This is a genomic window from Chryseotalea sp. (genome assembly GCF_057350905.1).
The window spans coordinates 247,049-272,795 of the sequence record NZ_JBMRCF010000015.1 but is presented as its reverse complement, the minus strand read 5'-3'; the positions used below and the strand labels follow the sequence as shown (position 1 = coordinate 272,795).

The following is a 25,747-nucleotide window of genomic DNA, read 5'->3' as shown; positions in this document are numbered from 1 at the left end:
GTTAACAATCCATCAGATGAGACTGTGTGTGCAGGGGCAGCGGTAACTGCGATCACTTTCAGTGGTACTGCTACGAGCTACAGCTGGATCAACAGTAATACAAGCATAGGCCTTGCGGGCAGTGGCGTTGGCAACATCGCCTCTTTCACGGCCGTGAATAATGGCAGCAGTGTACAGACGGCAACGATCACGATCACCCCGATTTACAATGGCTGCACAGGAGCGACACAGGATGTAGTGGTGACAGTGAACCCTATTCCGAATGTTAGTGCCAACAGCGCAGTAATCTGCAGTGGAAGTACAACGAATATTGTATTATCAAATCCTAATGGTGTGCTGGGCACACAATATACTTGGACAGTAGTAGAAAGTGGTGTGAGCGGTGGAAGTAACCAACTAACATCTTCAGCGGGGCCGATAGCACAAACTTTAAGTACGACAAGTTCAATTCCGGGTACAGCAACGTATACCATTACACCAATAGCTAATACTTGTCAAGGAAATCCTTTAGTAGTTGTGGTAACAGTTAATCCGATACCAACAGCATTGGCAACTCCAGCTACTCAAACAATTTGCAGTGGAGAGACAACAAGCATAGCGTTAACAAATCCTAACGCAGTTGCGGGCACAACTTACAGCTGGACAGTGGCAACAAGTAATATAACAGGAGCAAGTGCGGGTAGTGGCAATGCAATTAACCAGGTATTGAGTAGCACTACGGGCAATACCTCAGGCACAGCTACCTATACAATTACCCCTCGTGCAAATGGTTGTGACGGATTAACAATCATAGCAACAATAACCGTAAATCCAAACCCAACGCTGGCAGTGAATAATACAACCCTCACTATTTGTAATGGTGAAACGCCTGCTATCGCATTGAGTAATCCGAATACCGTTACAGGCACTCAATATGTATGGACAGTGGCATCAACAAATGTGACTGGTGCGGCAGATCAGGCGGTTCCGGTAGCTGCGGGAGCAATTAATACAGCGCTATCCCTGTCACCAACAGCTAATACATCAGGTGTAGTTGTGTATACAGTTCGCGCTGTGGCAAACGGATGCTATAGTGCATCCCGTACAGTAACCGTTAATGTTAACCCAATACCTACAGCATCAGCCAGTGGAGTTAGCATTTGCAGTGGTTCTACAACTGGCATCGCCATATCCAATCCAAACAGTGTAGCAGGAACATCCTATTCATGGACTCAGGTAAGCACAAATGTAAGTGGTGCCAATGCAGGATCAGGCAATGTGATTAGTCAATTATTGACATCGGCTGATGGAATAAATTCAGGTAATGTTGTTTACACCATTACACCGAGTGCGAATGGTTGTATAGGAACACCAATTAATATTACAGTTACTGTCAATCCTAGTCCCACCTTTAATGTTGTGAATTCTACAGCGGAGATATGTAGTGGAACTGCAACTAATCTAGCATTTACCAGTCCGACTACAGGGCATCGTATAAATGTTGTAAGTGTTAATTATGGCGCAGTGACTGGCGGCACGGTGGTGGCAGGGACGACTACATTTACAAATACAAATGTGTTAGCGGAAACACTGACTAATAATACGAATGCTCCGATTAATGTGGTTTACACATTCAATGTGACTACGCCATTAACAACACCAATTTGTCCGATTAGTCCTCAGACACAAATTGTAACTGTTCGCGTGTTACCAAGACCTGCATTTAGTTTAGTTAATAATAGTTTATCGATATGCTCAAATGAGAAAACAAATATTGCCTTAACAACACCTGTGTCAGGAGCAAGAATTCGTTTAATATCAGTGAACTATGGTACAGCAAGCGGAACACTGGTGGCAGGTGCTATTTTTGAAAACGCACAAGTTGTTGAGGATTTGCTGATAAATACCACAAATAGTTCTGCAACAGTAAACTATACATTTGAAGCTTTGGTTGGAACTTGCTTACCGAGCGCTAGTCAGAACGTTAGTGTAATAGTAAAACCTCGGCCTGTCATTACCACGGCTTCAACACTTTTAACGAGAGAGATTTGTAGTGGTGAATCGTTAAACTTTACAGCAACAACAGATCCTGCGTCTACAATAAACTGGACAGCGGTCTTTACAAGTGAAATTAATGGAGCTACTGTTTCATCTTCCGGATCGGGTGCGATAACAAATACTCCACTTAATATTAGTAATGTAAATGGAATAGTAACGTATACACTTACACCGATAGTAAATGGTTGTGCTGGAACTTCACGTGATTATGTAGTCACGGTTAAGCCACTGCCATCTGTTACAACCTCAAATGTGATTATCTGCAGCGAATCAGTCGCTTTGTTTAACCTTAGTGCTGCGCCACAGAATATTCCTGGCACAACCTATGCCTGGACAACGTCTAATACAGGTGTAATTTCAGGACAATCCAATGGAGATGGCTCATCTATCAATCAGACATTAATAACAGATAATGTTGGCGGGGTGGTTTCCTATACAATCACACCTGCTGCGAATGGTTGCTTCGGTCCTTCAGCTGTTTATACCGCAACAGTGAATCCTAAAGCTATTGTAAATGCAGGCCTTGACTTTGCAGTTTGCGAACCATCAGATATAGCCATCACTGGCTCTCTTGCTGGTAGCGCTACCGTTGGCACATGGTCTGTGGTCGGTGGGCAGGGTTTTGGTTCGGTTACGGGTAGCGGTTTAAATGACATCTATACAGTTGCTCCTGCTGATATTGGCAATAGTGTAACATTGTTATTGACGTCAAATGATCCTGATGGAGCGGGACCTTGTCCAATTGTAACTGATCAGCTGGTGATTGCAGTAAACAGACAAGCCCGTGTTACGGCACCACTCGATTATACATTGTGTGAACCTACTGATTTTGTATTATCAAGTACATTAAGCGGAAGTGCTACGGGTGGTTCATGGTCGGTGCTTGATGGAGATGGAACGTTAACGGTAAGCAGTATTACGCTGAACACGGTATCGGCTACCTATATACCTGCATTAAGTGATGTATCAACAGCGCTTCAGTTTAGAATTACAACCAATGACCCTGATGGTTCAGGACCTTGTTTGGTAGCAACTGATGATGTAGTGGTTACCATTAATCAGGCAGCAAGAATTACAGCCGGTCCGGATTTTGAGGTCTGCGAAGATGAGCCGTTGGTGTTAAATGGTACTAAGTCGGGCGCAACATCTGTAATTAACTGGACGGGTGGATCAGGTACATTTGCGAATGCTTCAGCAGAATCAACAGCCTATTCATTAAGCAACACGGAGTTTAATGGGCTTAGTCAGGTGCTTACATTCAGATTAACAACGGATGACCCCGATGGGGGTGGACCATGTACTTCTGTATTCGATGAAGTGACGGTAATAGTAAATGATACAACGGAAATTATATTCTTCGGCCTTGATGCTGTATATGCGGAAAATCAACCACCAGTAACATTATTACCAAACCCAAGTGGTGGTGTGTTTACCGGACCCGGTATTACTGCGGGTACAACTATCTTCTCACCAGAGTTCGCTGATGTTGGAAGTATCAATAAGATTACTTACACCTACATTAATCCTGTAACTTCATGTACCAGCATTTTCTCCAGAAATACTATTGTTAACCCGATTACAACAGTTGCCTTCCGATTCGAAGACAATAAGGGAGCAGTAGAGGTAAATCAAAACCTGGTAACCATTTGTGCAGAAACTGGTGATATCGAACTTATAGGGGATCCGTTGGTGAACACACCACCGGTAGCGCCTGTCAATGCATTCTTCTCTTCAACTACAGCAGGGATTATTTCACAAGTGGGGTTGCGTTATTTCCTGAGAACAAATGGACTGGCGGGTGGTTCGTACTTTATTACCTATACCTACACCAATGAATTTAATGCAACAAACTCAATAACCAGAGAGGTCTATGTTTATTCAGCACCACAAGCGAGGATAAGAGGATTGGTTGCAGGTGGTGATATTAATAATAATGCAGACCTTCTGGCATCAATAGATGGTTGTATTAGTGATGATGTTCAGTTTGTAGGAAGAGCGTCTGATATAATTAACAACCAAACAGGTGCTGCAATAGTTGAGTACAATTGGAATTTTGATGATAATGGTAACACAAGCGTTGCCGAAAATCCAGTGTATAGCTTTAACCAATCAAGATTCTATAATATATCTCTTAGGGTAAGAACGAACCAACAGTGCTTCTCTGATACGACAATAGCAGTTCAGGTTGGTCAACCACCTTTGGTTGACTTTAACTGGTCTAAGGTATGTAGTGGTGATGTTACTGAGTTCACCAATAACTCAGAAACAGGTATCAGTAAAGCCCTGGCTGTTAATTGGGATTTTGGTGATATGACAATACTGAATAAAGAACCGCTTACATTGGGCGATACAGTAAATGTCAATACACCGTGGAATCCTCATCACATGTTCCCTGCAGGACCCGCACAGGCTTATAACATAACCCTTACTGTGAAAACAGAGGAAGGCTGCTCTGCTTCGTTGACAAAAAATGCATTTATCCTGACATCGGGTGATGCACAACAATTGGCAAGTACAGGATATCGTGAAGATTTCCGAAGCGGTCAAGGAACCTGGTTCCCTACTAACAGCACATTAGAAAATGTAACACTAACCAGTTGGAATTTTGGTGTGCCTGATGGTGAAACGATTGATAATGCAATAAACAACGCATGGTATATGCGCGAATATCAGAATATCGATAACTCAGTGGTTATTGGTCCTTGTTTAAATCTGAGTGGTCTTACCAAGCCAATGATTTCTCTCGACTTCTGGATAGATACCAATGAGCAACTTGATGGTGCCGTGCTTCAATACTCAATAGATGAAGGCGTTACCTGGATTGTTTTAGGTAATGATGACGGTAATGGCGTTAACTGGTATAAGAGTTCAACCATTACAGGAAATCCTGGCGGTCAGACTTTCAGCCGGTTCGGATGGAGTGGCACTTCTGGTGGTTGGCAAAATGCCCGCTACAGTCTGGATGAAATACCAGCAACGCAAAGAGATAAGGTGGTGTTCCGCATTGCCTTTGGAAGCAATAACCCTTCTGATCGTGAGAATAACGGCTTTGCATTTGATAACATTTATATTGGTGATAAGCAGAAACTTGTATTGTTGGAACATTTTACCAATAACACGACCACGCTCGTCAATTTCAATAACGAAATTGATGCTGCTTATGCATTGGACACAATTGGAAGAAATGGCCAGTCTAACTTCCTGAAGCTTCAATATCACATAGCTAATCCGAATGCAAGTGATGAATTTAGTTTGAATAATCCTGCAGACCCTTCAGTACGTAGTTTCTTCTATGGTGTTGAGACACCTCCATTTACAATCATGAATGGTGCATTGGGTAATTATAGTGTTGGTGATTTCAATCCGTACAATACTAATTTTAATGGTCTATTCTCAAGGATCAATACGCAGGTAATTAACAGAGAAGCGTTATTAGCACCGAAGTTTGATCTGAAACTAGAATTAGATAATAACAATAACGATCAGGATAAAATTGAATTTAAAACCAGTCTTACATACATAGACTCTGTATCAGTTAATTTTAATGAAGCCGTAAACGTCTTTGTAGTATTATACGAGTCTGGTGTAAGAGCGCAGGAAAGCCCGGTTGAAAATGTAATGTTTAAAAATGTTGTCCGTCAGATGTTATCCGGTAGTGGCGGCATCACCATCAATCAGCCATGGGTTTGGGGAGGACTTGGTGCTAGTCCTACGGTGCGAGAAGGCACTGTGGATTTACGCACACAATTCCAAGAAACGGATAGCCTCTGGGTTGTAGCCTTTGTTCAGAACAGAAATACAAGAGAAATCTATCAGACGGTAATACAAAAGGTGGCTAAGCCTAAAGTACCGTTGTTGCCTGTAGGTTTGGAAGAAGACTTTGTCAAGACTGAACTGGAAGAAATCCAAATGTACCCTAACCCGGCATCCAATAAAGTTAATTTGTATGCGGAAGGTATCTTGTCTCAACAATATGAGTGGAAGATTATTAACCAACAGGGTGTTCAGGTAATGAATGGAATGCTGGAGAGAGAATTCTTTGCTCCAAAAGAGATCGTCACAGAACAATTGGCCGATGGTGTTTACTTTATGGTGTTTGGTACAAAAGGTGAACCCCTACACTATAAGAAACTGGTGATCGTGAACAGACAATAAGTTAAGTGATCAGATAAGTTCGTTCGAGAGGCTGTCGACTGCGCTCAGGCATTTTTCCCTGAATTGGTCGATGGCCTTTTTTAATGTGCCGGTATTGGTTTTGGTCTTGGCGCGCTTTTCAATATCGATTACCTGTTCTTTCAGGATACCAGCACCCATTAAAATAAAAGAAGGCTTGATTTGATGTGCCAGGTTGCCCACTTTTTCCCAATGCTCAATCATGGCATTGGCTGCCATATCATCAAGAATAGGAGGGATGGAGCTGATAAAGGTCTCAATCATATCGCGCATAAACTCGGGGTTGTTGCCCGAAACACCTCGCAGGTAGTTTAAATCGTAATAGATAAAGCCCTGGTTCTTGTCTTTACTTTCTTTCTGATATGCTTCTTTGTTTGGAATAATTTTCAATTCAATGAAGAGCTTCCTGTAAAGATCATCGGGTGTAAAAGGTTTGGGTAAAAAATCGTCCATCCCGGCCGCCAGACATTTATCGGCATCACTTTTGGTTGCGTTGGCGGTCAGGGCGATAATGGGTACCTTACTTTTGGGAGCAGGCATTTGCCGGATAGCCTTGGTGGTTTCATACCCATCCATAACCGGCATCTGTACATCCATCAGTACTACATCAAACCAACCACTCTTAAGTTTTTCAATGGCGACTAATCCATTTTCAGCTGTCTCTGTTTCGCTTTGCCAGTTTTTTAAAATACTCTTGGCATACAGTCGGTTGATATCGTTGTCCTCAACCAAGAGTACCCGCATACTCTTTCCAGGGTGTTGCTCACTGGTTATGGTTTCACTGCTGGCCTGCTTAAGGTTACTGGCCTTTCCAACGGCATAGGGCATTATCACCCTGAAAGTTGAGCCTTTGTGTTCTGTGCTTTCTACTGTGATTTTGCCATTTTGTAATTCAACAAGTTGGCGTACAATGGTTAATCCCAAACCCGTTCCACCATATCGTCTGGTAACACTGGCATCTGCCTGACTAAAGCTTTCGAAAATAGTATTGAGTTTTTCCTGTGCAATCCCTACACCGGTATCAATCACTTCTAATCTTACCCAGCAGACATTGCGTTGCATAAGATCTGCTGTGCATCTTACCGTAATGGTTCCATTGTTGGTAAACTTTACAGCATTGCCAATCAGATTGATCAGTATCTGATTAAGACGAACAGGATCGCCTAAAAGTATAGTATTGAGCTTAGGATCGATGTCATAATTAAGTACAATTTTCTTCTCTTTAGCCTGATAAGAAAATGTATTGATAAGGGGAGGTAAAAGGTCGTGTAGGTTAAAACCAATTTTTTCGAGTTTCAACTTTCCTGATTCTATGGCTGATAAATCGAGAATATCATTGATGATAACTTTCAGGTTTTCAGCAGAGTGTTGTATGGCATTTAAATAGGCACTCAGGTCTTCTGACTGCAGGTTTTGGTGGAGCAGGTTTGCCAGGCCAGCAATGCCATTAATAGGAGTTCGGATCTCATGACTAATATTGGCCAGAAATTGTTCTTTCGCTTTTTGTAAGCGTATCAGTTCTGCGGCATCTTCTTTTCTTTGAGTAATATCCCGACAGTCGAGAATAAGCCCATTCAGGTTTTCCTGATTTTTCAGGTTAATGGCATTAAACTCAAGAAAGCGGTAACTACGATCTTTACATAAAAACTGAAATTCTATTTTTTGCGAATAGGCTTTGCGTTGGATCTGTTTAAAGCTTTTTAGAAATTCATCCTGACTTTCGGGTAGCACAAAATCAAAAAAGTGTTTACCCACCAGACTGTTAGCCCTGTAACCCAGGGTTTTTCTTACAGCATTATTGTGGTAGAGTATTATCCCTTCAAAGTCTACAATAAAAATGATATCAGAACCATCGTCTACTACACTTTTGTAGAAGCTGCCCTTGCGAACGTATTGCTCTAAGTTCTTCATGCTTAGATGCCAGCTGCCTCCATGTCTTTGAGGTAGCGGTAGATAGAAGACTTGCCAATGTCAAGTCTTCTGGCTACCTCCAGTACATCATTGTCATACCTATTCAGGTAATGGCGTATGATTCTGTACATGTACTCCTCCATTTTCATCTCCTGATTAAGAAGTGAGTCAATACCTTTGCTGCTAGTAAAGGTTATGTCTTGAGGGCGAACCTCCTGACCTTCAGCCATTACTGCGGCAAGCTCGATAACCGACTTCAATTCACGAACATTACCTGGAAAATGGTATTGCAGTAATTTTTCTTGTGCCTCCTGTGTTATCTTAAACTTAGGCAGCTGATTCTCTTTCGAGAACTGATCCAGAAAATGCTTGGCAATAATAATCACATCATTACCTCGCTCGCGAAGTGGCGGAAGATGAATAGGGAGGCCTAGCAGACGATAGTATAAATCTTCTCTGAATCTATTCTCCTTCACTTCCAACGATAAATCTCTGTGGGTAGCAGCAATGATGCGAACATCCAGCTTTACCACCTGATTACCACCAATTCTAACAACCTCTCTTTCCTGCAACACCCTCAGTAGTTTGGCTTGTAGGTTAGGGTCCATTTCACCGATTTCATCCAGAAAAATGGTTCCTCCATCAGCTTCTTCAAACTTACCAATACGCCTGGTAATAGCACCGGTAAAGGCGCCTTTCTCATGGCCAAAGAGTTCGCTTTCAATAAGGTCTCTGGGTATTGCAGCAATATTAACAGCTACAAAGGCTTTACTTTTACGTTTGCTGCTATAGTGTATTGCTTTAGCAATCAGTTCTTTACCTGTTCCAGTTTCACCAGTAATTGAGATAGAGATGTTAGTCTTCACGGCTTTCTCCATCATATCAAAGATTTTCTTGATGGAGGTACTGCTACCAATAATGCTCTTCTCAAAATCGTACTTTTCGGAGATCTCTTTTCTTAAATGGACAATCTCCTTGAGTTGTGATACTTTCTCGCGGGCGTTCTTAATGGTATATAAAAGTCTGTCTTTTGCGTCAGTATCTTTTGGTATGTAATAGTACGCCCCGGCTTTCATCAGATCTACGGCAGTACTGATTTTTTCCTGTGCCGATACAATGATTACCTGAGCTTCTGGAATTACCTGGAGTATCTCCTGAAGTACTTTTTCACCCGGCATATCCGGTAAGGAATAGTCCAGCGTAATGATGGTGGGGTTCTTATGCAGGTTTTGGATGCATTCTTTTCCAGAGGTAAAGTACTCAACATCAAAGTCTGGATTGAGACCAAGCACATATTTCAGGAATTTACTGTAAGCCGGATCATCTTCTACTACAAAGATTTTAACGGGGTCTTTTTCGTACATCAGCGCTCGTTTATTTACTCCTTCAAGTAAATCAGTTTTTTTTACAGTTAAAAGTTTAAAAAGAGTCTTTTATTCTACAACTTTAAACAGCTGATTGGTATGATACGAGACTTTGACAAACTGAACGATACGGAGACCGAACTGGTACTGAAGGCGCCTTTTCTGGTTTGTATACTAATAGCCGGGGCAGATGGTAACATTGATAAGAAGGAAATCAAAGGTGCCATTAGCATTGCCGAAAAGAAACACAAGAAGGCAGGTGTGCTAAGTGCCTTTTTTAAAGAACTATCGCAGGATTTTGAAGATAAGTTGAAGATATTGATTCAAAGCTACCCTTATGAATCGACTCAACGCAATCCGCTGATTGTGTCAGAGCTAAGCGAACTTAACCGTCTGTGGACCAGATTACCTTCAAATTTTGCTATTGAGTATTATGCTGCCCTGAAAGATATTGCCGAGGGCATTGCATCTTCGTCCGGTGGACTGCTGGGTTTGAAGGCAATTGATGCCGAAGAGGCCAAGTATATACAGTTGAAGATGATTCAAAACCCCAAGGTTAGTTAATTCATGGCGCAAAATACGTTATTGGGTAGTGCTGCCATTCCCCTGCGTTTAGTCTTTGTTATGTGGCTGGTCTTTATGCTGAATGCCCTGTATCAGCTCAATCTTACGCTTTTAGGTATCATTCCGAGAACTGTGGGTGGTTTATCAGGAATTCTTTTTGCCCCTATGTTGCATGGCAACTTCTTTCACCTGCTCTCCAACACCTTTCCACTCTTGTTTCTGGGCACGATGCTTTTCTACTTTTATGGGCGTATCGGCCAAACTGTTTTTTTGCGTTCATATTTTTGGACAAATCTTTGCGTGTGGTTATTTGCCAGACCGGCAAATCATATCGGGGCAAGCGGCATAGTGTATGGTCTTGCCTTTTTTTTGATTTTCTTTGGCATTTTTAGAAGAGACTTTATGTCATTGCTGATATCAATCATTACTGTGCTCATGTATGGAGGCGTATTTTATGGCATTTTGCCCACAGATCCGAACATCTCCTGGGAAGCGCACTTTGCAGGCGCATTGGTGGGATTGTATACAGCAATTGATTTTCGCAATAAAAGACGTGTTGGATAATGGATGCTCAAGTATCGAAAATACTAAGTGACTTAAAAGCAAAAAAGTATGCTCCTGTTTATTTCTTGCAAGGAGAGGAGAGCTATTTTATTGATCTGATTTCTGACTATATCGAGAAAAACGTACTCGCTGAAGCTGAAAAGGGTTTTAATCAGGTGGTAGTCTATGGCAAAGATGTAAACATGGCAACCATTCTTACCCATGCCCGCAGGTTTCCGATGATGGCCGAAAGGCAAGTGGTAATCGTAAAGGAAGCACAGGATATTCAGGACATTAACAACGAAACAGGCGGCAAACTCCTGCTCAACTATTTGCAGAATGTAGTGCCCAGCACGGTATTGGTTTTTGCCCATAAGAATAAAGCCCTTGATAAACGCAAGGAACTGGGCAAGAATATAGAAAAGCTCGCCTTGGCTGTCACCACCAAAAAGCTGTATGACAACCAGCTTCCTGAGTTTGTAAGTGCCTATGCTGCGCAACAAGGCGTGACCATTGATGACAGGGCTGTTCAGGTTTTCTGCGAATACATTGGCAATGACCTAAATCGCCTGGCCAATGAGTTTGATAAGTTAATTATCGGTGGCATACCTGCCGGTGGTATAACAGCCGAGCACGTAATGATGCAGGTTGGCATCAGCAAAGAGTATAATATCTTTGAATTGCAGCGGGCGGTGGTTAGTCGGAATACCCTTCAAGCCAATCGCATCGTTAACTACTTTGAGAAAAACACGAAGAAGAACCCTGTGATACCCATTGTAGCCTTTTTATTCTCCTTCTTTAGTAAACTCCTGGCAGCTTCACAGGCTGGCGATAAAAGCGATAAGGGCCTGGTAAGTGTGTTGAAGATAAGCCCTTATGCAGCACGTGACTACAGTCAGGCTTTGAGAATTTTCCCTCAGGATAAGATAATGCAGAATATTTCGTTTTTAAAGGAAGCTGATCTGAAGTTGAAAGGGGTAGATTCAGGTTCGGCAGACGAAGGTCAGATATTACGCGAATTAGTGTATAAACTATTGAGTTAAAGATGTCAGGTAAGAACAAGCAGCGCATGCAATACAGACTCAAACAATATTTCAGCATGAAACTATTTTTTGCCTTAGGGCTCCTTATCCTTAGTCTTACAGTACTGAATGATGCAGTAGCACAAAGTGCGTATTCAGAAAGTAATGCGGACCATTTGTTTGTTAAAGCCAACGAATTGATGGAACAAGGCAATTATGGCGCTGCCCGGATTGCTTACCAGAATTTTTTAAAAAGCGCGGGACCTCTTGATTCAAGACGGGGTGAGGCTGCTTATGGTGAGGCCAGTGCAGCTTTAACCTTGGGCAATAAAGATGCAGAGGCCGTGACCTTAGCCTTTATCGATACTTACAAAACACACCCCCGTGCAAATCCGGCAAAACTTCAATTAGCTCAGTATTTCTATCAGGCGCAGAAATACAGCAAAGCCATCAGTTATTTTTCTGAAGTTGATTTTGTTAAACTTCCGGCCGAGCAGCAGATGCAGGGTAAGTTTCAGTATGGCTACAGCTACTTTAGTGAACGCAAGCTTACAGATGCACAGCTCTATTTTAATCAGGTAAAATTCAGTGAGCACGCCTACACAGCAGCCGCCAATTATTATGCGGGCTTTATTGCTTTTTCTGAAGAAAAATATGATGCAGCACTTATCGATTTAAAGAAAGCAGAAACAAATGATGCCTATAAAACGATAGTTCCCTACCTGATAGCCAGCGTCTATTATAGACTGGGGCAGTACGATGAATTATTGAGTTATGCCGAAAAACTTGGAGAGAATGAGTCAATCAAAAACCTGAGAGAGCTTCGTTTGCTTGTGGCAGAGTCGTATTATGCCAAAGGCGAGTACTTGAAAGCAGCGGATCAATACAATCAATCACTTACAGATAAGAGTCTTGGAGATCCTGCTATCTGGTATCGTGCCGGTATCTGCAATGACAAGGCGGGTAATCAAAAAGAAGCGGTGCGTCTTTTAGAACTGGCCGCGAATACTACAGAGCAAATTTCATTTGCAGCTTCTTATCAATTGGGTATCGTTTACCTTAAAACTGGCGAGAAGGCCTACGCCATTAATGCTTTTGATCGTGCCAGAAAAGCTACCGACAAAACATTGGCAGAACAGGCACAGTTTAATTTTGCGAAAGTGCTGTATGATCAGGAACAAGCTGACAAAGCCATTTTTGAATTTGAATATTATCTGAAAGCCTTTCCACAAGGAGACTTTGAGAACGAAACTAAAGAGTTGCTAGCACAAGCTTATGTTAATGGTAATAATTACAATAAAGCAATCGAATATATACAGGGCTTACCACGTAAAAGTCCGGCAATAGAGCAAGCTTACCAGAAGGCAACCTTTCTAAAAGGCTCAGAGTATTTTAATAAAAATGAGTACAATGAGGCGATCAACCATTTTACTAAATCGTTGTCCTATCCGCGTGATGAGAAATATGTGCAAAGAGCTGCATTTTGGAATGGTGAAGCACTCTCTATCCAGAAGAAGTATGCAGAAGCTGAACCCTTCTATCAGCAAAGTATAAAAAACGGAGCAGGGGATTTAATTCTGTTGCAGCAAGCTTATTACGGATTAGGGTATGTCCAATACAATCAAAAGGAACACGCCAGAGCCTTAAACAGCTTCAGAGAATTTATTAACAAGTCGAATAAGCAAACTCCCAACCATGCCGATGGTTTGTTAAGGTTGGCTGATTGTCATTTTATAGCCAGAAGTTTTGAAGAAGCCCTATCTTTTTACAACCGATATAAAGAAGCAAAAGGTAATGATATGGACTACGCCTATTTACAGGCAGGGCTTATTTATGGTATGCAACGCAACTATGAAGCATCGGGCAATCAGTTTAATTTATTAATCACCAATTATCCGACATCATCATATCTGGCAGAGGCGCTTTATCAAAAAGCACAATTTGATATTGAACAAGGTGCCTATCAAAAAGCAATTGAAGCCTTGTCTCAGCTGATTAAAGCGGAACCCACCTCTGCCTATGTCCCTTATGCTTATGCACGCAGAGCAGCCTCTTACTTCAATTTGAAGAATTATAACAATACAGTTGATGATTATTCAAAACTAATCAGTTTATATCCAACACATGCCATGGCGCAAGAGGTTTTATTACCCTTGCAGGAGGCACTTGATTTAACGGGTCGTTCGGCAGAATTTGATCAATACCTTGCTGCTGTTAAAAAGGCAAGCCCTGATAGCAAAGGCTTGGAGAAACTGGAGTTTGAAACGGCTAAGAAATTATATTTTAATGAGCAATATGCAAAAGCCATTGTTGCTTTACAGGGCTTTAATAGTACCTACACGCAAAGTGTATTGAAGACAGAAGCGAATTACTATGTGGCTGAATCTCACTACCGCCTTCGCGAGTGGGATAAAGCCTATCCGGTTTATACAGAACTAAAACAGTATACCACTTTTCAATTCGCAGCCAGGGTGGCTGCAAGACTGGCAGATGTTTCATTTAAACTGGCAAAGTACGAAGAAGCAGTACCTCACTATCATTATTTCGAGCGCTTTGCTGTAAATAAAAAAGATCTCTATTCTGCACTTTCTGGCATCATGGAATCTTTTTATTTATTAGGTCAGTACGATTCCTCCGATTATTATGCGAGGCAAATTATAGAGCGTGCTGCCATAAATGCGGGTGCAGAAAATAAGGCTTCACTCTATCTCGGTAAATCAGCTATGGCAAAAGGCGATTATGACGCTGCCGAAGATGAATTCCTAAATACGCTGAATGCAGCAAGAGATGAATATGGTGCTGAGGCCAAGTACTTACTGGGCACAATCTTCTTTTTACGCAAAGATTATAAACAGAGTATTGAAACACTAATGAGCCTGAACAATGATTTTGCCGCCTATGATGCATGGGTAGGTAAATCATTTTTATTACTGGCCGATAACTTTCTGGCTAAAGAAGATCTTTTTCAGGCTAAAGCAACCTTGCAATCACTGGTAGATAATTTTCCTATTGAGACTATTAAAATGGAAGCAGCCAATAAGCTTAAAGAAATTGAAAAGCAGGAAGCTGCTAAAGTGGTGCAAGACAGTGTTAAAACTGACAATTAAGAAATGAGCAACATGAAAATTATCTTCATTAATATAGTTGTAAGTGTGTTCCTGGGTTTCAGCTTTCAGGCAATTGCCCAAACAACAGGAGAGCTGGAGAACGTAGAGATAGAAATTGTTAAAGAAAGAAAAATTGCTTTGCCGGAGGCTGAACGCAAATTTTCCAAAATAGCACCGCATGCATCAGAGCCGATTTCACCACCCATCACCTATAGCTTTAGACCGCTGGACGTTCAGTTGCCCCTTGCAAACCTTGTTGTAAAACCACTCAAACTGAAAAAAGAGAGTGAACCAGAGGCGAAACGAGGCTACTTCAGTGCTGGCTATGGAAATTTCGCCTCACCGTACCTGGAAGCTTACTATACATCGCCACGCAATGCCAAACAATTGGTGGGCGCAAGTGCTTTGGTAGATGTATGGGCTAAGGGACCTGTCGATGACAGAAACTCAGGCAATGGTGTCTATGGCTTTTCGCTATTTGGAGCCTCCTTTGGCAATACATTTAAGACAGACGCGTATCTTTCTTTCAATAGATCATTCTGGCATTTCTACGGCTATCCGCAAGATCCCCCAGTAGAAATTGAATCAGATGATATACGCCAGCATTTCGATCGTTTTTCACTGGGCGCAACCATAGCTAATGGATCGAAGAGCAAGTTTGTATATGATTTAAAAGGTGGCTTTGGCTATATACAAGATGCCTATGAGGCACGCGAATCAGATGTCAATCTTGCTTTTTCATCTGCCTACTCGCTTCAACCAACTAGAAAGATAATTACAAATGCCAGTTACCAGTTAATCAGCAGACAGGACGCATTGGTAGAAGCAAAGCCTCGCAGTTTATTTCAGGCAGAAATGTTATACACCATTAATCCCATAGACAGGTTAATGATTGACGTTGGTTTCGGTATTGCTTATGAAAATGATACCTTGGATAAAGATTTTCATTTTTATCCGAAAGCACATGCCCGATATGAACTGACTAAAGGTGTACTCGCCAAAGCATCATTGTCAGGCCAAATGCGTTCGGTTTCATTACACACCCTGAGTACCGAAAATCCCTGGCTCGCACCCAATGTGTTAATACAGCATACGAACGAAGCCTTTGTTTTGGAGGCCGCGTTAGAAGCCGCCCTCGCAAAGAATTTCAAAGCAGAAGCTGGTGCTTCCATAGCTTCCTTGCATAATCTCTATTTCTACACCAATGATCCTACAGATCAGGCTAAGTTTTCGCTGAGTTATGATGATAGGGCTACGGAGCGTATTAATTTTTATGGTATTATAGATCACGCTGTCTCCAGTCGCTCTGTGATTTCTTTGCGTGCCGATTGGTTTAATTACGTAACCGATACTTTAGCCGCTGCCTGGCACAGGCCAACCTATAAAGTTACATTGCAAAGCAGCTATAATTTCTTTCAGAAGTTGAAATTATCAGGAGGCCTTACATTGTTGGGTGGTATGAAAGCCTATGATTTTACTGAAGCAAAAGCCGTAACGCTCGATCCGGCCATTGACCTTTCGCTTCGTGCAGAGTATTTTGCATCAGATAAATTACTCCTTTTTATTCAAGGTGCCAACCTGCTTTCAAGCGATTATAATCTCTACCTGAACTACCCCGTTAGAGGGGCACAGGTAAGGGCTGGTTTCAGCTGGAGCTTCTGATTTTTGCATGATGCGTATGAATTCTTATAAATTCCTTTATTTTTGTATGTTAAGGAATTGTAAAAAACCAACGCATGGCACGTAGAAAGAAAACTACCGAAGAAAAACCAACAGAAGTTACGGGTTCATCCGATGACAACTTTGGTTTGCCTGACATAGACTATACACCGATTGATCGAACAGAGGAAACGTCTGTTAATCAAGAAGCTTCCACACCTGAAGTTGAACCTGTTCGAACACAAACAGAACATTACAGCTCAAGTAGTCAAGGCAGTGATTCAGGAAGAACCACTCATAGCAGTTATGAGTCAACTTATACTTATACACCACCTAAAGATGAAGGATCGATGATACCCAAGATTGCTGGTATTATTGTTGTTGTTTTATTGGCATTGAGTGCCACCTGGTACTTTGCCGTCTATAAACCACAACAGCAGGCAGAAGAAAAGGCACTGTTAGAACAAAAACGCAAAGATGCAGAGGCTAAAGAGCAAGAGCGTCTTGCAGAGCAACAAAGATTAGAGGAAGAGCGAAGAAGAGCGCAGGCAGAGGCAGATGCCAATGCCACACCAAAAGAAGGAAGTATTGAAACACTAACTGAGCGTACTAAACGTTATTATGTAGTAATATCCAGCTCAATTGATGGTGATCTGGTGATGGACTACGCTAAGAAGCTGAGTGCGAGTGGTGTTAACTGCAAAATCATTCCTCCTTATGGAAAAGTAAAGTTTTCGCGTCTTACTATTGCGGAAGGCGATACATACGCCAATGCGCAAAGTATTGCTGATGGCTTAAAAGGTCAGTATGGAGAAGGCCTTTGGGTAATAAAATATTAAAAACGTTGTAATCCTGAAAAGGCAATCCAGCGTTTAATTGTTGGATTGCCTTTTTATTTATACTAACTCAATTTTTTGAACGATAGCATGATAGCACAAATCACTACAGAGGTTGCGGCCTCAGAATCTATTTCGGTATTAGATCTGGCCTTAAAAGGAGGGTGGGTAATGTTACCGCTGGCATTGATGTGGATAGCAGCCATCTATTTATTTATCGAACGGCTGCTAACCATTAATAAGGCTAACATGGACCCTGAGCCTTTTATGAATCGCGTTAAAGAACTGGTTCAAAGAAATGATATTCAGGGTGCAAAATTACTGTGTGCCCAAAGCGGAACTCCGGTGGCCCGTATGATTGAGAAGGGGGTATCGCGTATTGGCAGCCCGCTTAAGAACATCGAGGCTTCCATTGAAAACGTGGGTAAACTTGAAATTTTCAAGCTGGAGAAAAATCTCTCTACACTGGCCACTATTTCCGGTGCAGCGCCCATGATTGGCTTCCTTGGAACGGTAATTGGTATGGTGCAGGCTTTTATTTCTATCTCCCAGGAGGAAGGTTCTGTAAGCCCTAAACTGTTATCAAATGGTATTTACGAAGCCATGATTACTACCGTTGGAGGACTCATTGTGGGTATCATGGCCTACCTGGCCTACAACTACCTGGTTACGCGTGTAGCTAAGGTTATTCACAAAATGGAGTATACATCCATTGATTTTATAGATCTTTTACAAGAACCAAGATAAAACAGAAAATGAATTTAGGCTCAAAGAATAAGGTTGACGCAAGCTTTAATATGGCCTCCATGACAGATCTGATATTTCTGTTATTGGTCTTTTTTATGCTTACCTCTTCGTTTGTTACACCATCGGGCTTACCAGTAAATTTACCCAGCAGCGCAGCCAGTACCATCGAAGTGCAAAAGGTTTCTGTTACAGTTACCAAAGACCTGGAGTACTTCGTTAATGAGAAGAAAATCTCCAAGGCCATGTTAGAAGGAGAGCTGAAAAGTCAGTTGGGTGGAGCCAATGGCTCAGTGGTATTGCACATTGACAAAGAGGTGCCGTGGGAACATGGTGTATATGTAGCAGGTATTGCCACATCGCTGGAAGCAAAAGTTGTAGTAGCTACTAAACCGAAATAATATGGTTTCGCAGGAAGAAAAGAAAAACAAAAGAATTGCAGCCGTTACGACCGTTTTAATTAATGGACTGGTATTGCTTTTATTATTGTTTGTAGCAGCCTGGAGGGCACCCAATCCACCTTTACCAGAGTATGGCATTGAACTAAACTTTGGTATGGATACCCAGGGTGGTGGTGACATTCAGCCTGAGGAGCCGGTAGGCTCGCAAGAAACTGAAAGCCAGGAAGAGGCCGCTGCACCAACACCTGAACAAAATGAAACACCTGCTGAAACTGTACCCAGCCCTGCTGAAGTCCTGAGCAAAGTGGAGAGCCCAGTAACTGTTAAAGAAACGAAGGAGACGCCCAAAGAGGTAGTAAAAGAAGTTAAGAAGGAAGAAAAGAAAACAGAGCCAGTTAAGACCGAAGAAAAGCCAAAAGAAGAACCTAAGGCTACCTACAAACCTAAAGAAGATGCTACCGCTGCTACGGATAAGTCTGGCAAACCCGTAAGTCAGGGTGATGATGCAGGAAAAACTGGAGATAAAGGTGACCCTAAAGGTTCTATAGACGCTAATGCCTTGTATGGAAAACAGGGTGGAGGCGATGGTGGTTCAAGTTTGGATTTAGCAGGCTGGAAATGGGATGCAGTACCTAAACCGGCTATACCGGATAATGCCCTAGGCGGTAAAATCGTTTTTCAGATTAAGGTGAATGAAGACGGTGAAATAACTAAGATAGATATAATAGAGAATGCTGTGGGGCCTGAGGCAGCCAGAATTTGTAGAGCCGAAATTGAAAAACTGACTTTCTCTAAAACAGGTTCTAACGTTCCCACAGAATCAACAGGCAGGATTACTTTTGTGATTCGATCAAAATAAGTTCTAAAGAAAAACTAAGCCGACTCTGGCGTAGAGAATAATTTTCACAAATATCTGTTAGAAAGAAACCTGTGTTTGATTTGAAGCTTCGAATCAAACACAGGTTTTTTTAATGTTGCTTACTAATACTTGATTACCGATCAGGGCTGTAACCAGGCTTTTCTAAGTACCAATTGATCGTTGCTTGGCGATTCTATAAAACGTAAAAGATGCTTACGCATGCGTTCTGCCAATATGCAAGGTGAAGACAATTCTACGATCTCGTTCTTGCGTACAACGGTATAGCTAATGGTTTTTCCTTCTCCTAATTTTTGCTGTTGTGCCTGAATAAAAGCGCCTACTTCAGGTCCAAGGTCTGGTACTGTTTCACCATTAATTTTAAGAATGATGTCACCATTTTTAAAACCCAGTGCTTTACCTTGTCCGTTAACAGCGTCTTCATTGCCGATAGCCAACTTGGGTTTACCCTCATACTGACTGATGGTGACGGCAGCCTGCTCCAACCCTAAAGTGTACTCAGCACTTACTTTCTCTCTTTCATATTCAACTCCCACCAGATCAAACATTTCTTTTAGGGGTAGGGATTCAGTTCCGGCTACATATGTATTCAAAAAGGCTCCAATTTCCGGATAAGTCATTTTAGTGATCTCCGCAAAAAGTTCTTCGTCCTTAAAAGACTTATTAACTCCATATTTCTTGCCTAACTCTGCCACCAGATTTTGCATGCCATACTTACCACCAGACAACTTGCGTAATTGTATATCCAGACATAGTGAAATAAGAGTGCCTTTTTGGTATACATTGTAATATTGATCAGCATACTTATCAAGTGCCCCTAAGCTTAATTCTGTAAAAGGAAGGTTGTCTTTAAAACCTTCGGCAGTAAACATTTTCTCTTGCAAAATTTGCAGGTATTCTTCAGGAGAAATCAAGTTATACTTAACCTGAACATTGCCCGCAAAGTATTCAGTCAAACCTTCGTACAACCATAGGTGACGCGACATTTTAGGATTGTTAAAACCGAAACTGCCAATTTCTTCGGAGTGGATGGTAAGTGGGGTAACGATGTGGAAAAATTCGTGCGCTGCAAAATCGCGAAGCTGTTGTTGCATTTGACCTATGGTTGCTTCGGGCATATAATAAATGGAAGAGTAGGAATGCTCTAAGGCACCGTAAGAAGTAACAGGTCTGTCTGTAAAGTAAAATACAAAAGCATATTTATCTACTGGGAGTGTACCACCCAGGTATTCTTTTTGTGCCATCAGTACTTCTCGCACATTAGCGGCAATTTCCTTGGCCGTAATTTTTTTATTAGGAGAATAAGAGCCAATCAAAACTTCTGTATTGCCAACATAAATGATAGCCGTGTCTGGTTCGCTATACATAATAGGAGAGTCCACCAGACGATCATAGTTTTCTGTTTGGAAAACATCAACACGCTTAGCGGCACTGCTTTCCTTTTCTTCTTTAGAAACTTTCGTTAAAGGTTCGCCTGTTTTTGATGCGATGAGTCCTGTTGATCCGTAGAAATTTTCCGCACGAATCACGTTAAGGGTAAAACCTTGATCTTTGTATCCATCAAAGTAACCAAAGAAACCACTGCTGTTAATCAAAAAGTTTTTACCCTCTTCAATGTTAGTACCAGCAGGCCAGAATACATCAGGTCCTTTCAGCTTGGTGTCAAAGGTGTCCTCAATCCAATAGCTGATTTTTGCAGCCTTGTTGGCGTCTTTAATTCTCCACGAGTTATCATCCAGCTTATTCACGCTGAGCTTCTTTCCCTTTTTATCAACGACTTCCAGTTTCGATACAAAGCGGCCATAATCTTCAATGGCATAAGTACCAGGGATCATTTTAGGAAAGTAGAAAGTGATTTCTGATTCCTTGATCACAGGTGGGGTTAATTCAACATACACCTTATCATCTTCAACTTTGGTAAGATCAACTGTGTAGTTATAACTATTTTTAGACTGCCCCCAAACCAGGGTAGGTAAGCACAATAAAATGACTAGAAAACGCATGGTTATTTTTTTATATTTTAGTAAAAGAACAAACTGAACTGTTAAGTCGCAAATTCAGTTAGTATAATTACGGATGAAGAAGACAATGATTGTTGGCGCTACCACTAATAAGGGTAGATACGCTTATTTGGCAGCTGAAATGCTTAACGACTATGACCACGAAATTGTTCCTGTGGGTATAAAAAGGGGGGAGATACTCGGCTATGAAATTGTGGACATTAAACAAAAACCTGATATAAAGGGAATAGATACCATTACATTATATATCGGGCCGGATCATCAGCCAGAGTGGTATGATTATTTGATTGGGCTAAAACCTAAACGGATTATTTTTAACCCGGGCACTGAGAACCGTGAATTTGAACTTAAAGCAAACGAACAAGGCATTGAAACTTTGCAAGCGTGTACTCTGGTGATGTTGCGAAGCAACCAGTATTAGTTTAGCAGCTGTGCCTACGAGCTTGGTTTGCGGATAACTCCGACATGTACAATTTTCCAGTTTCCCTCTCCGTCTTTCTCCAGAATTCTAATCTCTGACTGCTCATCACGCTCAATACCATCGCCATGAATTTTTTGGCGGAAGTGTACAAAGGCAGCATTACCGTATACCTTAATATGATCCCATTGGTTTTGTATTTGTACAGGGGCCGGTTTCGACATCTTGAAATAATCATTAAAGCCTTTTTCAATATTTTGCCAGCCTTCGTAATAATTTACATCAGCGCTATCGGCAAAACTCCAGTAGGCATGTGGTACTTGAAGCCAACAAGCTTTCCAACCATCTTTATCAGTTTCAAAAAAGGATTTAGTTTCCTTCACGATGACGGCTTTTATAGCCTCAACATCATTTGGGGGCGTACTTGGCTTTTTCTTTTGTGCGGATGCAACTTGTATAGCCAAACTTAAAACAACGAAGGTGAGAACTGCTTTCATAACTTCGAATTTTAGTGTTGTTATGAAGTTAACGAAAAATTCTCACCTTCGGATGTACTTTACACTTTAATTTACTGTGGCATCTTTAAGGGCAGTATGTACAGTTACACCTTTATTTTTCAATGAATTGCTCAAATTTTCAATGGCTTCTGTGTTTTCCCAGGGATTTTGTCCGATAGATAGCAGTTGTAAATTTTCGAAAGTACCTAATTTTTCAGGTAGTGCTCTTAATTGATTTTTTGACAAATCCAGGTTTTCAAGCTTATGCAGGCTTAATATTGTTGTTGGAAATTCAACAAAGGAATTATCATTTAATCTGAGTACGCTCAAATTACTTAACGCTTGCACATTACTTGGCAGATAGCTTAGTTTATTATGATGCAAGTAGAGTTCTCTGAGTAAAGTAAGATTACCAACACTTTCAGGTAAAGTGCTAAGCTCATTGAATGATAAATAAAGCACTTCCAGCTTAGTTAAGTTGCCAAGTTTCTCATCAAGTCTATTGATTTTGTTGTAATACAAATCGACCACGTTCAGATTTTTTAATTCATAAAATTCGTAGGGCAGTGCTGTAATCTTATTTTGGTAAAGTGTAAGTTGTTCCAGCTGTTGTAGTTTTCCGATGGAGGAGGGGAGTGCCTCAATTTCGTTGTAGTTGCAAAGTAATTTTTTGAGTGAAGTAAGGTCACCGATATTTTGTGGTAAGGCAGTGATTTTATTTTTCTGGAGGTTTAGTTCTTCTAATTGGGTAGGCAAAGCGAGTGTTGCATCACCAAGTCTTAGGTTATTTTCAATCAACACCAGTTTTTTCAGCTTTGTGTTTTTAGCGAGAACGGGCATGGTTGTCAACTGGCATTTTGAGAGGTCAAGTATTTCCAGATTCTTAAAGGCTTTATAGTTATTTGGTAAAGTACTTTCATTGTCGGTGCGAATGTTAAGCTCTTTTACCGTATTATTTTTGGCCAAAACTAATCGGCCTTTAGCAGGATCGTTGTTAAGTACATTTACCTCTTTCAGTTTGGGGAATTTCTTCAGATAGGCCGGCAGTCTTTTAATTTTAGTGTTCACCAATTCCAACTCTTCTATATTTCTGCAATCAGCAAGATTTTTCGGAAACCTCTTTGCTGAGTAGTCGTGCAGCGAAAGCCTAGTGACTTTTGAAGCATTGCTGGCATTTACCTCCTGATAAGAAGTAAAGCCCTTACTCATTTCGTAGATGTACCGATAAGCTATTATTTTTTCATAGGCATTGCGAAATACTTTTGCCAGACTATCCATTCGTTCGACTTCTTCTGCAGTGGTTTTTCCGCTTGGATTTTTCCGGACACTCATCATTTTTTCCTGAACCAGGTAATAGTTAGCCGAGTCTGTCTTGGTAGCAAAAACGGGTACCATTTTCTGGGCGTTCAGCATTGAGAAAGTCAATGCGAATAATAGCGCAGTGCCTAATATCTTCATATCAACTAAAAGTTTAGGTGAAGATATTCAAAAAATTTAAAATATGCTGAAAATGGCCATTTTTTAGTCTTTATTCTTGCATAAAATGCAGTGTAAATACCTTAATTTTGAAGGTTTAGACATCTACCATGAGCGAAGAAAAGGATAAGAAATCCAGCAATTATTCAGCAAACAATATTCAGGTTTTAGAGGGCTTAGAGGCGGTACGCAAGCGCCCTGCCATGTACATAGGCGATGTTGGTATAAAAGGACTCCACCATTTGATATGGGAGGTTGTAGATAACTCGATTGATGAGGCCCTGGCGGGACATTGCGATACCATCCGAGTAACTATTAATGAAGATAATTCAATAACAGTTGAAGACAACGGTAGGGGTATCCCTACAGATATGCACGAGAAGGAGAAGCGCTCTGCACTTGAGGTTGTTCTTACTGTATTGCATGCCGGTGGTAAGTTCGATAAAGACACGTACAAAGTTTCGGGTGGTTTGCATGGCGTAGGGGTTTCCTGCGTGAATGCACTTTCTGATATGTTGCATGTAACCGTGTATCGGGAGGGTAAAATATTTGAACAGGAATACCATCGCGGTGGACCCAAATACCCGGTAAGGGTTATTGGTGAAACAGACAGAACCGGTACAACTGTGCATTTCCTGCCAGATAAGTCAATCTTCTTATTGACTGAGTACAATTATGAAACGGTAGCCACGCGTTTGCGTGAGTTGTCATTCTTAAATCCAGGCATTAGCATTCACCTTACGGATTTGCGTGATAAAGATGAGAATGGTGTAGCTAAAACTAACCATTTCTTGTCAGTAGGCGGGTTGCGCGAGTTTGTTGAGTACATAGACTCAACAAGAGAAAAACTTATTCCTGAGCCGATTTACATTGAGAATAACAAGAGTGAAATTCCTATTCAGGTCGCGCTCAACTACAACACGTCCTTTAGTGAAAATCTTGTGTCTTATGTTAACAACATCAACACACATGAAGGTGGTACGCACGTGGCTGGTTTCCGAAGGGCATTAACACGCACTTTAAAAGCCTATGCAGATAAGTCAGGGTTGTTAGAAAAGGTTAAAATTGATATTACAGGCGATGACTTTCGCGAAGGTTTAACTGCGGTAATTTCTGTTAAAGTAGCTGAACCGCAATTTGAAGGCCAAACCAAAACCAAGCTGGGTAACTCTGATGCCATGGGCGCGGTGGATCAGGCTGTAGGTGAGGTGCTCAATACCTATTTGGAAGAGCATCCTAAAGAAGCTAAGCTTATTGTAAGCAAAGTGATTTTGGCAGCGCAGGCACGCCATGCTGCCCGTAAAGCACGCGAGATGGTGCAGCGTAAAAACGTATTGTCTGGTACAGGTTTGCCGGGTAAGCTGGCCGACTGTTCCGATTCAGATCCCAGCGTTTGCGAATTGTACCTGGTGGAGGGTGACTCTGCGGGTGGTTCTGCCAAACAGGGTCGCGACCGTAACTTCCAGGCTATTTTGCCTTTAAGAGGTAAAATTCTTAACGTAGAAAAAGCGCAAGAGCATAGAATTTACGACAACGAAGAAATCAAGAACATGATTACTGCGCTTGGCGTAAGCTTTGGAACGGCTGATGATGACAAAGCATTAAACATGGTCAAGTTGCGTTACCATAAAATTGTAATCATGACCGATGCCGATGTGGATGGTAGCCACATCCGTACTTTGATATTGACCTTCTTCTTCCGTTATATGCGCGATTTAATCGAGAGTGGTTACGTTTACATCGCACAACCACCTTTGTATTTAATAAAGAAAGGAAGAGAGGAACGCTACTGCTGGACAGAAGAAGAACGTGCTGCGCACATTCTGGAATTAGCTGGTGGAAAAGAAGACTCTGTAAACATTCAGCGCTATAAAGGTTTGGGTGAAATGAACCCGGAACAGTTATGGTCAACTACGATGGACCCGGCCAGAAGAACCTTGAAGCAAGTAAGTATTGAATCAGCTGCGGAAGCAGATCACTTATTTTCTATGCTGATGGGTGATGAAGTAGCACCACGCAGGGATTTTATTGAGAAGAACGCCAAATACGCTCGCATAGATATTTAATGGCTACAAGAAAATCTGCAGGCTTTAACCA

General features: G+C 41.5%; 17 protein-coding genes. 12 read left to right on the top strand and 5 right to left on the bottom strand.

The genetic code is table 11. The features are described 5' to 3' along the window. Positions 1–24 precede the first annotated feature (24 nt). A complete protein-coding gene (locus ACO1XM_RS17510) occupies positions 25–6,192 on the top strand; it encodes a PKD-like domain-containing protein (protein ID WP_486231379.1) in 6,168 nt (2,055 codons plus the stop codon). Positions 6,193–6,201: 9 nt separating this feature from the next. On the opposite strand, the gene ACO1XM_RS17505 is transcribed toward ACO1XM_RS17510, so the two are convergent. Beyond that, entirely contained in the window at positions 6,202–8,121 is a 1,920-nt protein-coding gene (locus ACO1XM_RS17505; protein WP_486231377.1) for a PAS domain-containing hybrid sensor histidine kinase/response regulator, read from the bottom strand. A 2-nt stretch (positions 8,122–8,123) separates the two neighbouring features. Further along, positions 8,124–9,485 (bottom strand): sigma-54-dependent transcriptional regulator, encoded by a 1,362-nt coding sequence (locus ACO1XM_RS17500; RefSeq protein WP_486231375.1) that lies wholly within the window; start codon positions 9,483–9,485, stop codon positions 8,124–8,126. Between the two features lie 99 nt (positions 9,486–9,584). Between ACO1XM_RS17500 and ACO1XM_RS17495 the strand changes: the two genes are divergently transcribed. From ACO1XM_RS17495 to ACO1XM_RS17455, 9 genes are all read left to right on the top strand, one after another. Further along, positions 9,585–10,049, top strand: coding sequence for a hypothetical protein (locus tag ACO1XM_RS17495; protein WP_486231373.1), 465 nt, complete (start codon positions 9,585–9,587; stop codon positions 10,047–10,049). 3 nt (positions 10,050–10,052) lie between these two features. Next, the gene (locus tag ACO1XM_RS17490) at positions 10,053–10,613 is read left to right on the top strand and encodes a rhomboid family intramembrane serine protease (protein WP_486231371.1); all 561 of its coding nucleotides are present in this window, start codon (positions 10,053–10,055) and stop codon (positions 10,611–10,613) included. Continuing rightward, positions 10,613–11,635, top strand: a complete 1,023-nt coding sequence (gene holA / locus ACO1XM_RS17485) for a DNA polymerase III subunit delta (RefSeq protein ID WP_486231369.1) — start codon at positions 10,613–10,615, stop codon at positions 11,633–11,635. Before ACO1XM_RS17490 ends, holA begins: the two co-directional genes overlap by 1 nt. 56 nt (positions 11,636–11,691) lie before the next feature. After that, complete coding sequence (locus ACO1XM_RS17480) at positions 11,692–14,721, top strand: tetratricopeptide repeat protein (protein ID WP_486231367.1); 3,030 nt, start codon at positions 11,692–11,694, stop codon at positions 14,719–14,721. 12 nt (positions 14,722–14,733) lie between these two features. Continuing rightward, the gene (locus ACO1XM_RS17475) at positions 14,734–16,383 is read left to right on the top strand and encodes a hypothetical protein (RefSeq protein ID WP_486231365.1); all 1,650 of its coding nucleotides are present in this window, start codon (positions 14,734–14,736) and stop codon (positions 16,381–16,383) included. Between the two features lie 74 nt (positions 16,384–16,457). After that, positions 16,458–17,219, top strand: coding sequence for a hypothetical protein (locus tag ACO1XM_RS17470; RefSeq protein ID WP_486231363.1), 762 nt, complete (start codon positions 16,458–16,460; stop codon positions 17,217–17,219). A gap of 87 nt (positions 17,220–17,306) precedes the next feature. Further along, a complete protein-coding gene (locus ACO1XM_RS17465) occupies positions 17,307–17,963 on the top strand; it encodes a MotA/TolQ/ExbB proton channel family protein (protein ID WP_127120468.1) in 657 nt (218 codons plus the stop codon). 8 nt (positions 17,964–17,971) lie between these two features. Beyond that, on the top strand, positions 17,972–18,361 hold the full coding sequence (locus tag ACO1XM_RS17460) for an ExbD/TolR family protein (protein WP_486231360.1): 390 nt from the start codon (positions 17,972–17,974) through the stop codon (positions 18,359–18,361). A 1-nt stretch (position 18,362) separates the two neighbouring features. Beyond that, complete coding sequence (locus tag ACO1XM_RS17455; RefSeq protein ID WP_486231358.1) at positions 18,363–19,220, top strand: hypothetical protein; 858 nt, start codon at positions 18,363–18,365, stop codon at positions 19,218–19,220. 140 nt (positions 19,221–19,360) lie between these two features. On the opposite strand, the gene ACO1XM_RS17450 is transcribed toward ACO1XM_RS17455, so the two are convergent. Further along, the gene (locus ACO1XM_RS17450; protein WP_486231356.1) at positions 19,361–21,241 is read right to left on the bottom strand and encodes a M61 family metallopeptidase; all 1,881 of its coding nucleotides are present in this window, start codon (positions 21,239–21,241) and stop codon (positions 19,361–19,363) included. A 73-nt stretch (positions 21,242–21,314) separates the two neighbouring features. Here ACO1XM_RS17450 and ACO1XM_RS17445 point away from each other — a divergent pair, with 73 nt between their 5' ends. Continuing rightward, a complete protein-coding gene (locus ACO1XM_RS17445) occupies positions 21,315–21,680 on the top strand; it encodes a CoA-binding protein (RefSeq protein WP_486231354.1) in 366 nt (121 codons plus the stop codon). Positions 21,681–21,694: 14 nt separating this feature from the next. Here the strand turns inward: ACO1XM_RS17445 and ACO1XM_RS17440 are convergent, their stop codons facing one another. Then, positions 21,695–22,174 (bottom strand): Cif family virulence factor, encoded by a 480-nt coding sequence (locus ACO1XM_RS17440; RefSeq protein WP_486231352.1) that lies wholly within the window; start codon positions 22,172–22,174, stop codon positions 21,695–21,697. 66 nt (positions 22,175–22,240) lie between these two features. Further along, entirely contained in the window at positions 22,241–23,632 is a 1,392-nt protein-coding gene (locus ACO1XM_RS17435) for a leucine-rich repeat domain-containing protein (RefSeq protein ID WP_486231350.1), read from the bottom strand. Between the two features lie 128 nt (positions 23,633–23,760). On the opposite strand from ACO1XM_RS17435, the gene gyrB reads away from it, so the two are divergent. Beyond that, on the top strand, positions 23,761–25,716 hold the full coding sequence (gene gyrB, locus ACO1XM_RS17430; protein ID WP_486231349.1) for a DNA topoisomerase (ATP-hydrolyzing) subunit B: 1,956 nt from the start codon (positions 23,761–23,763) through the stop codon (positions 25,714–25,716). Positions 25,717–25,747: the final 31 nt, after the last annotated feature.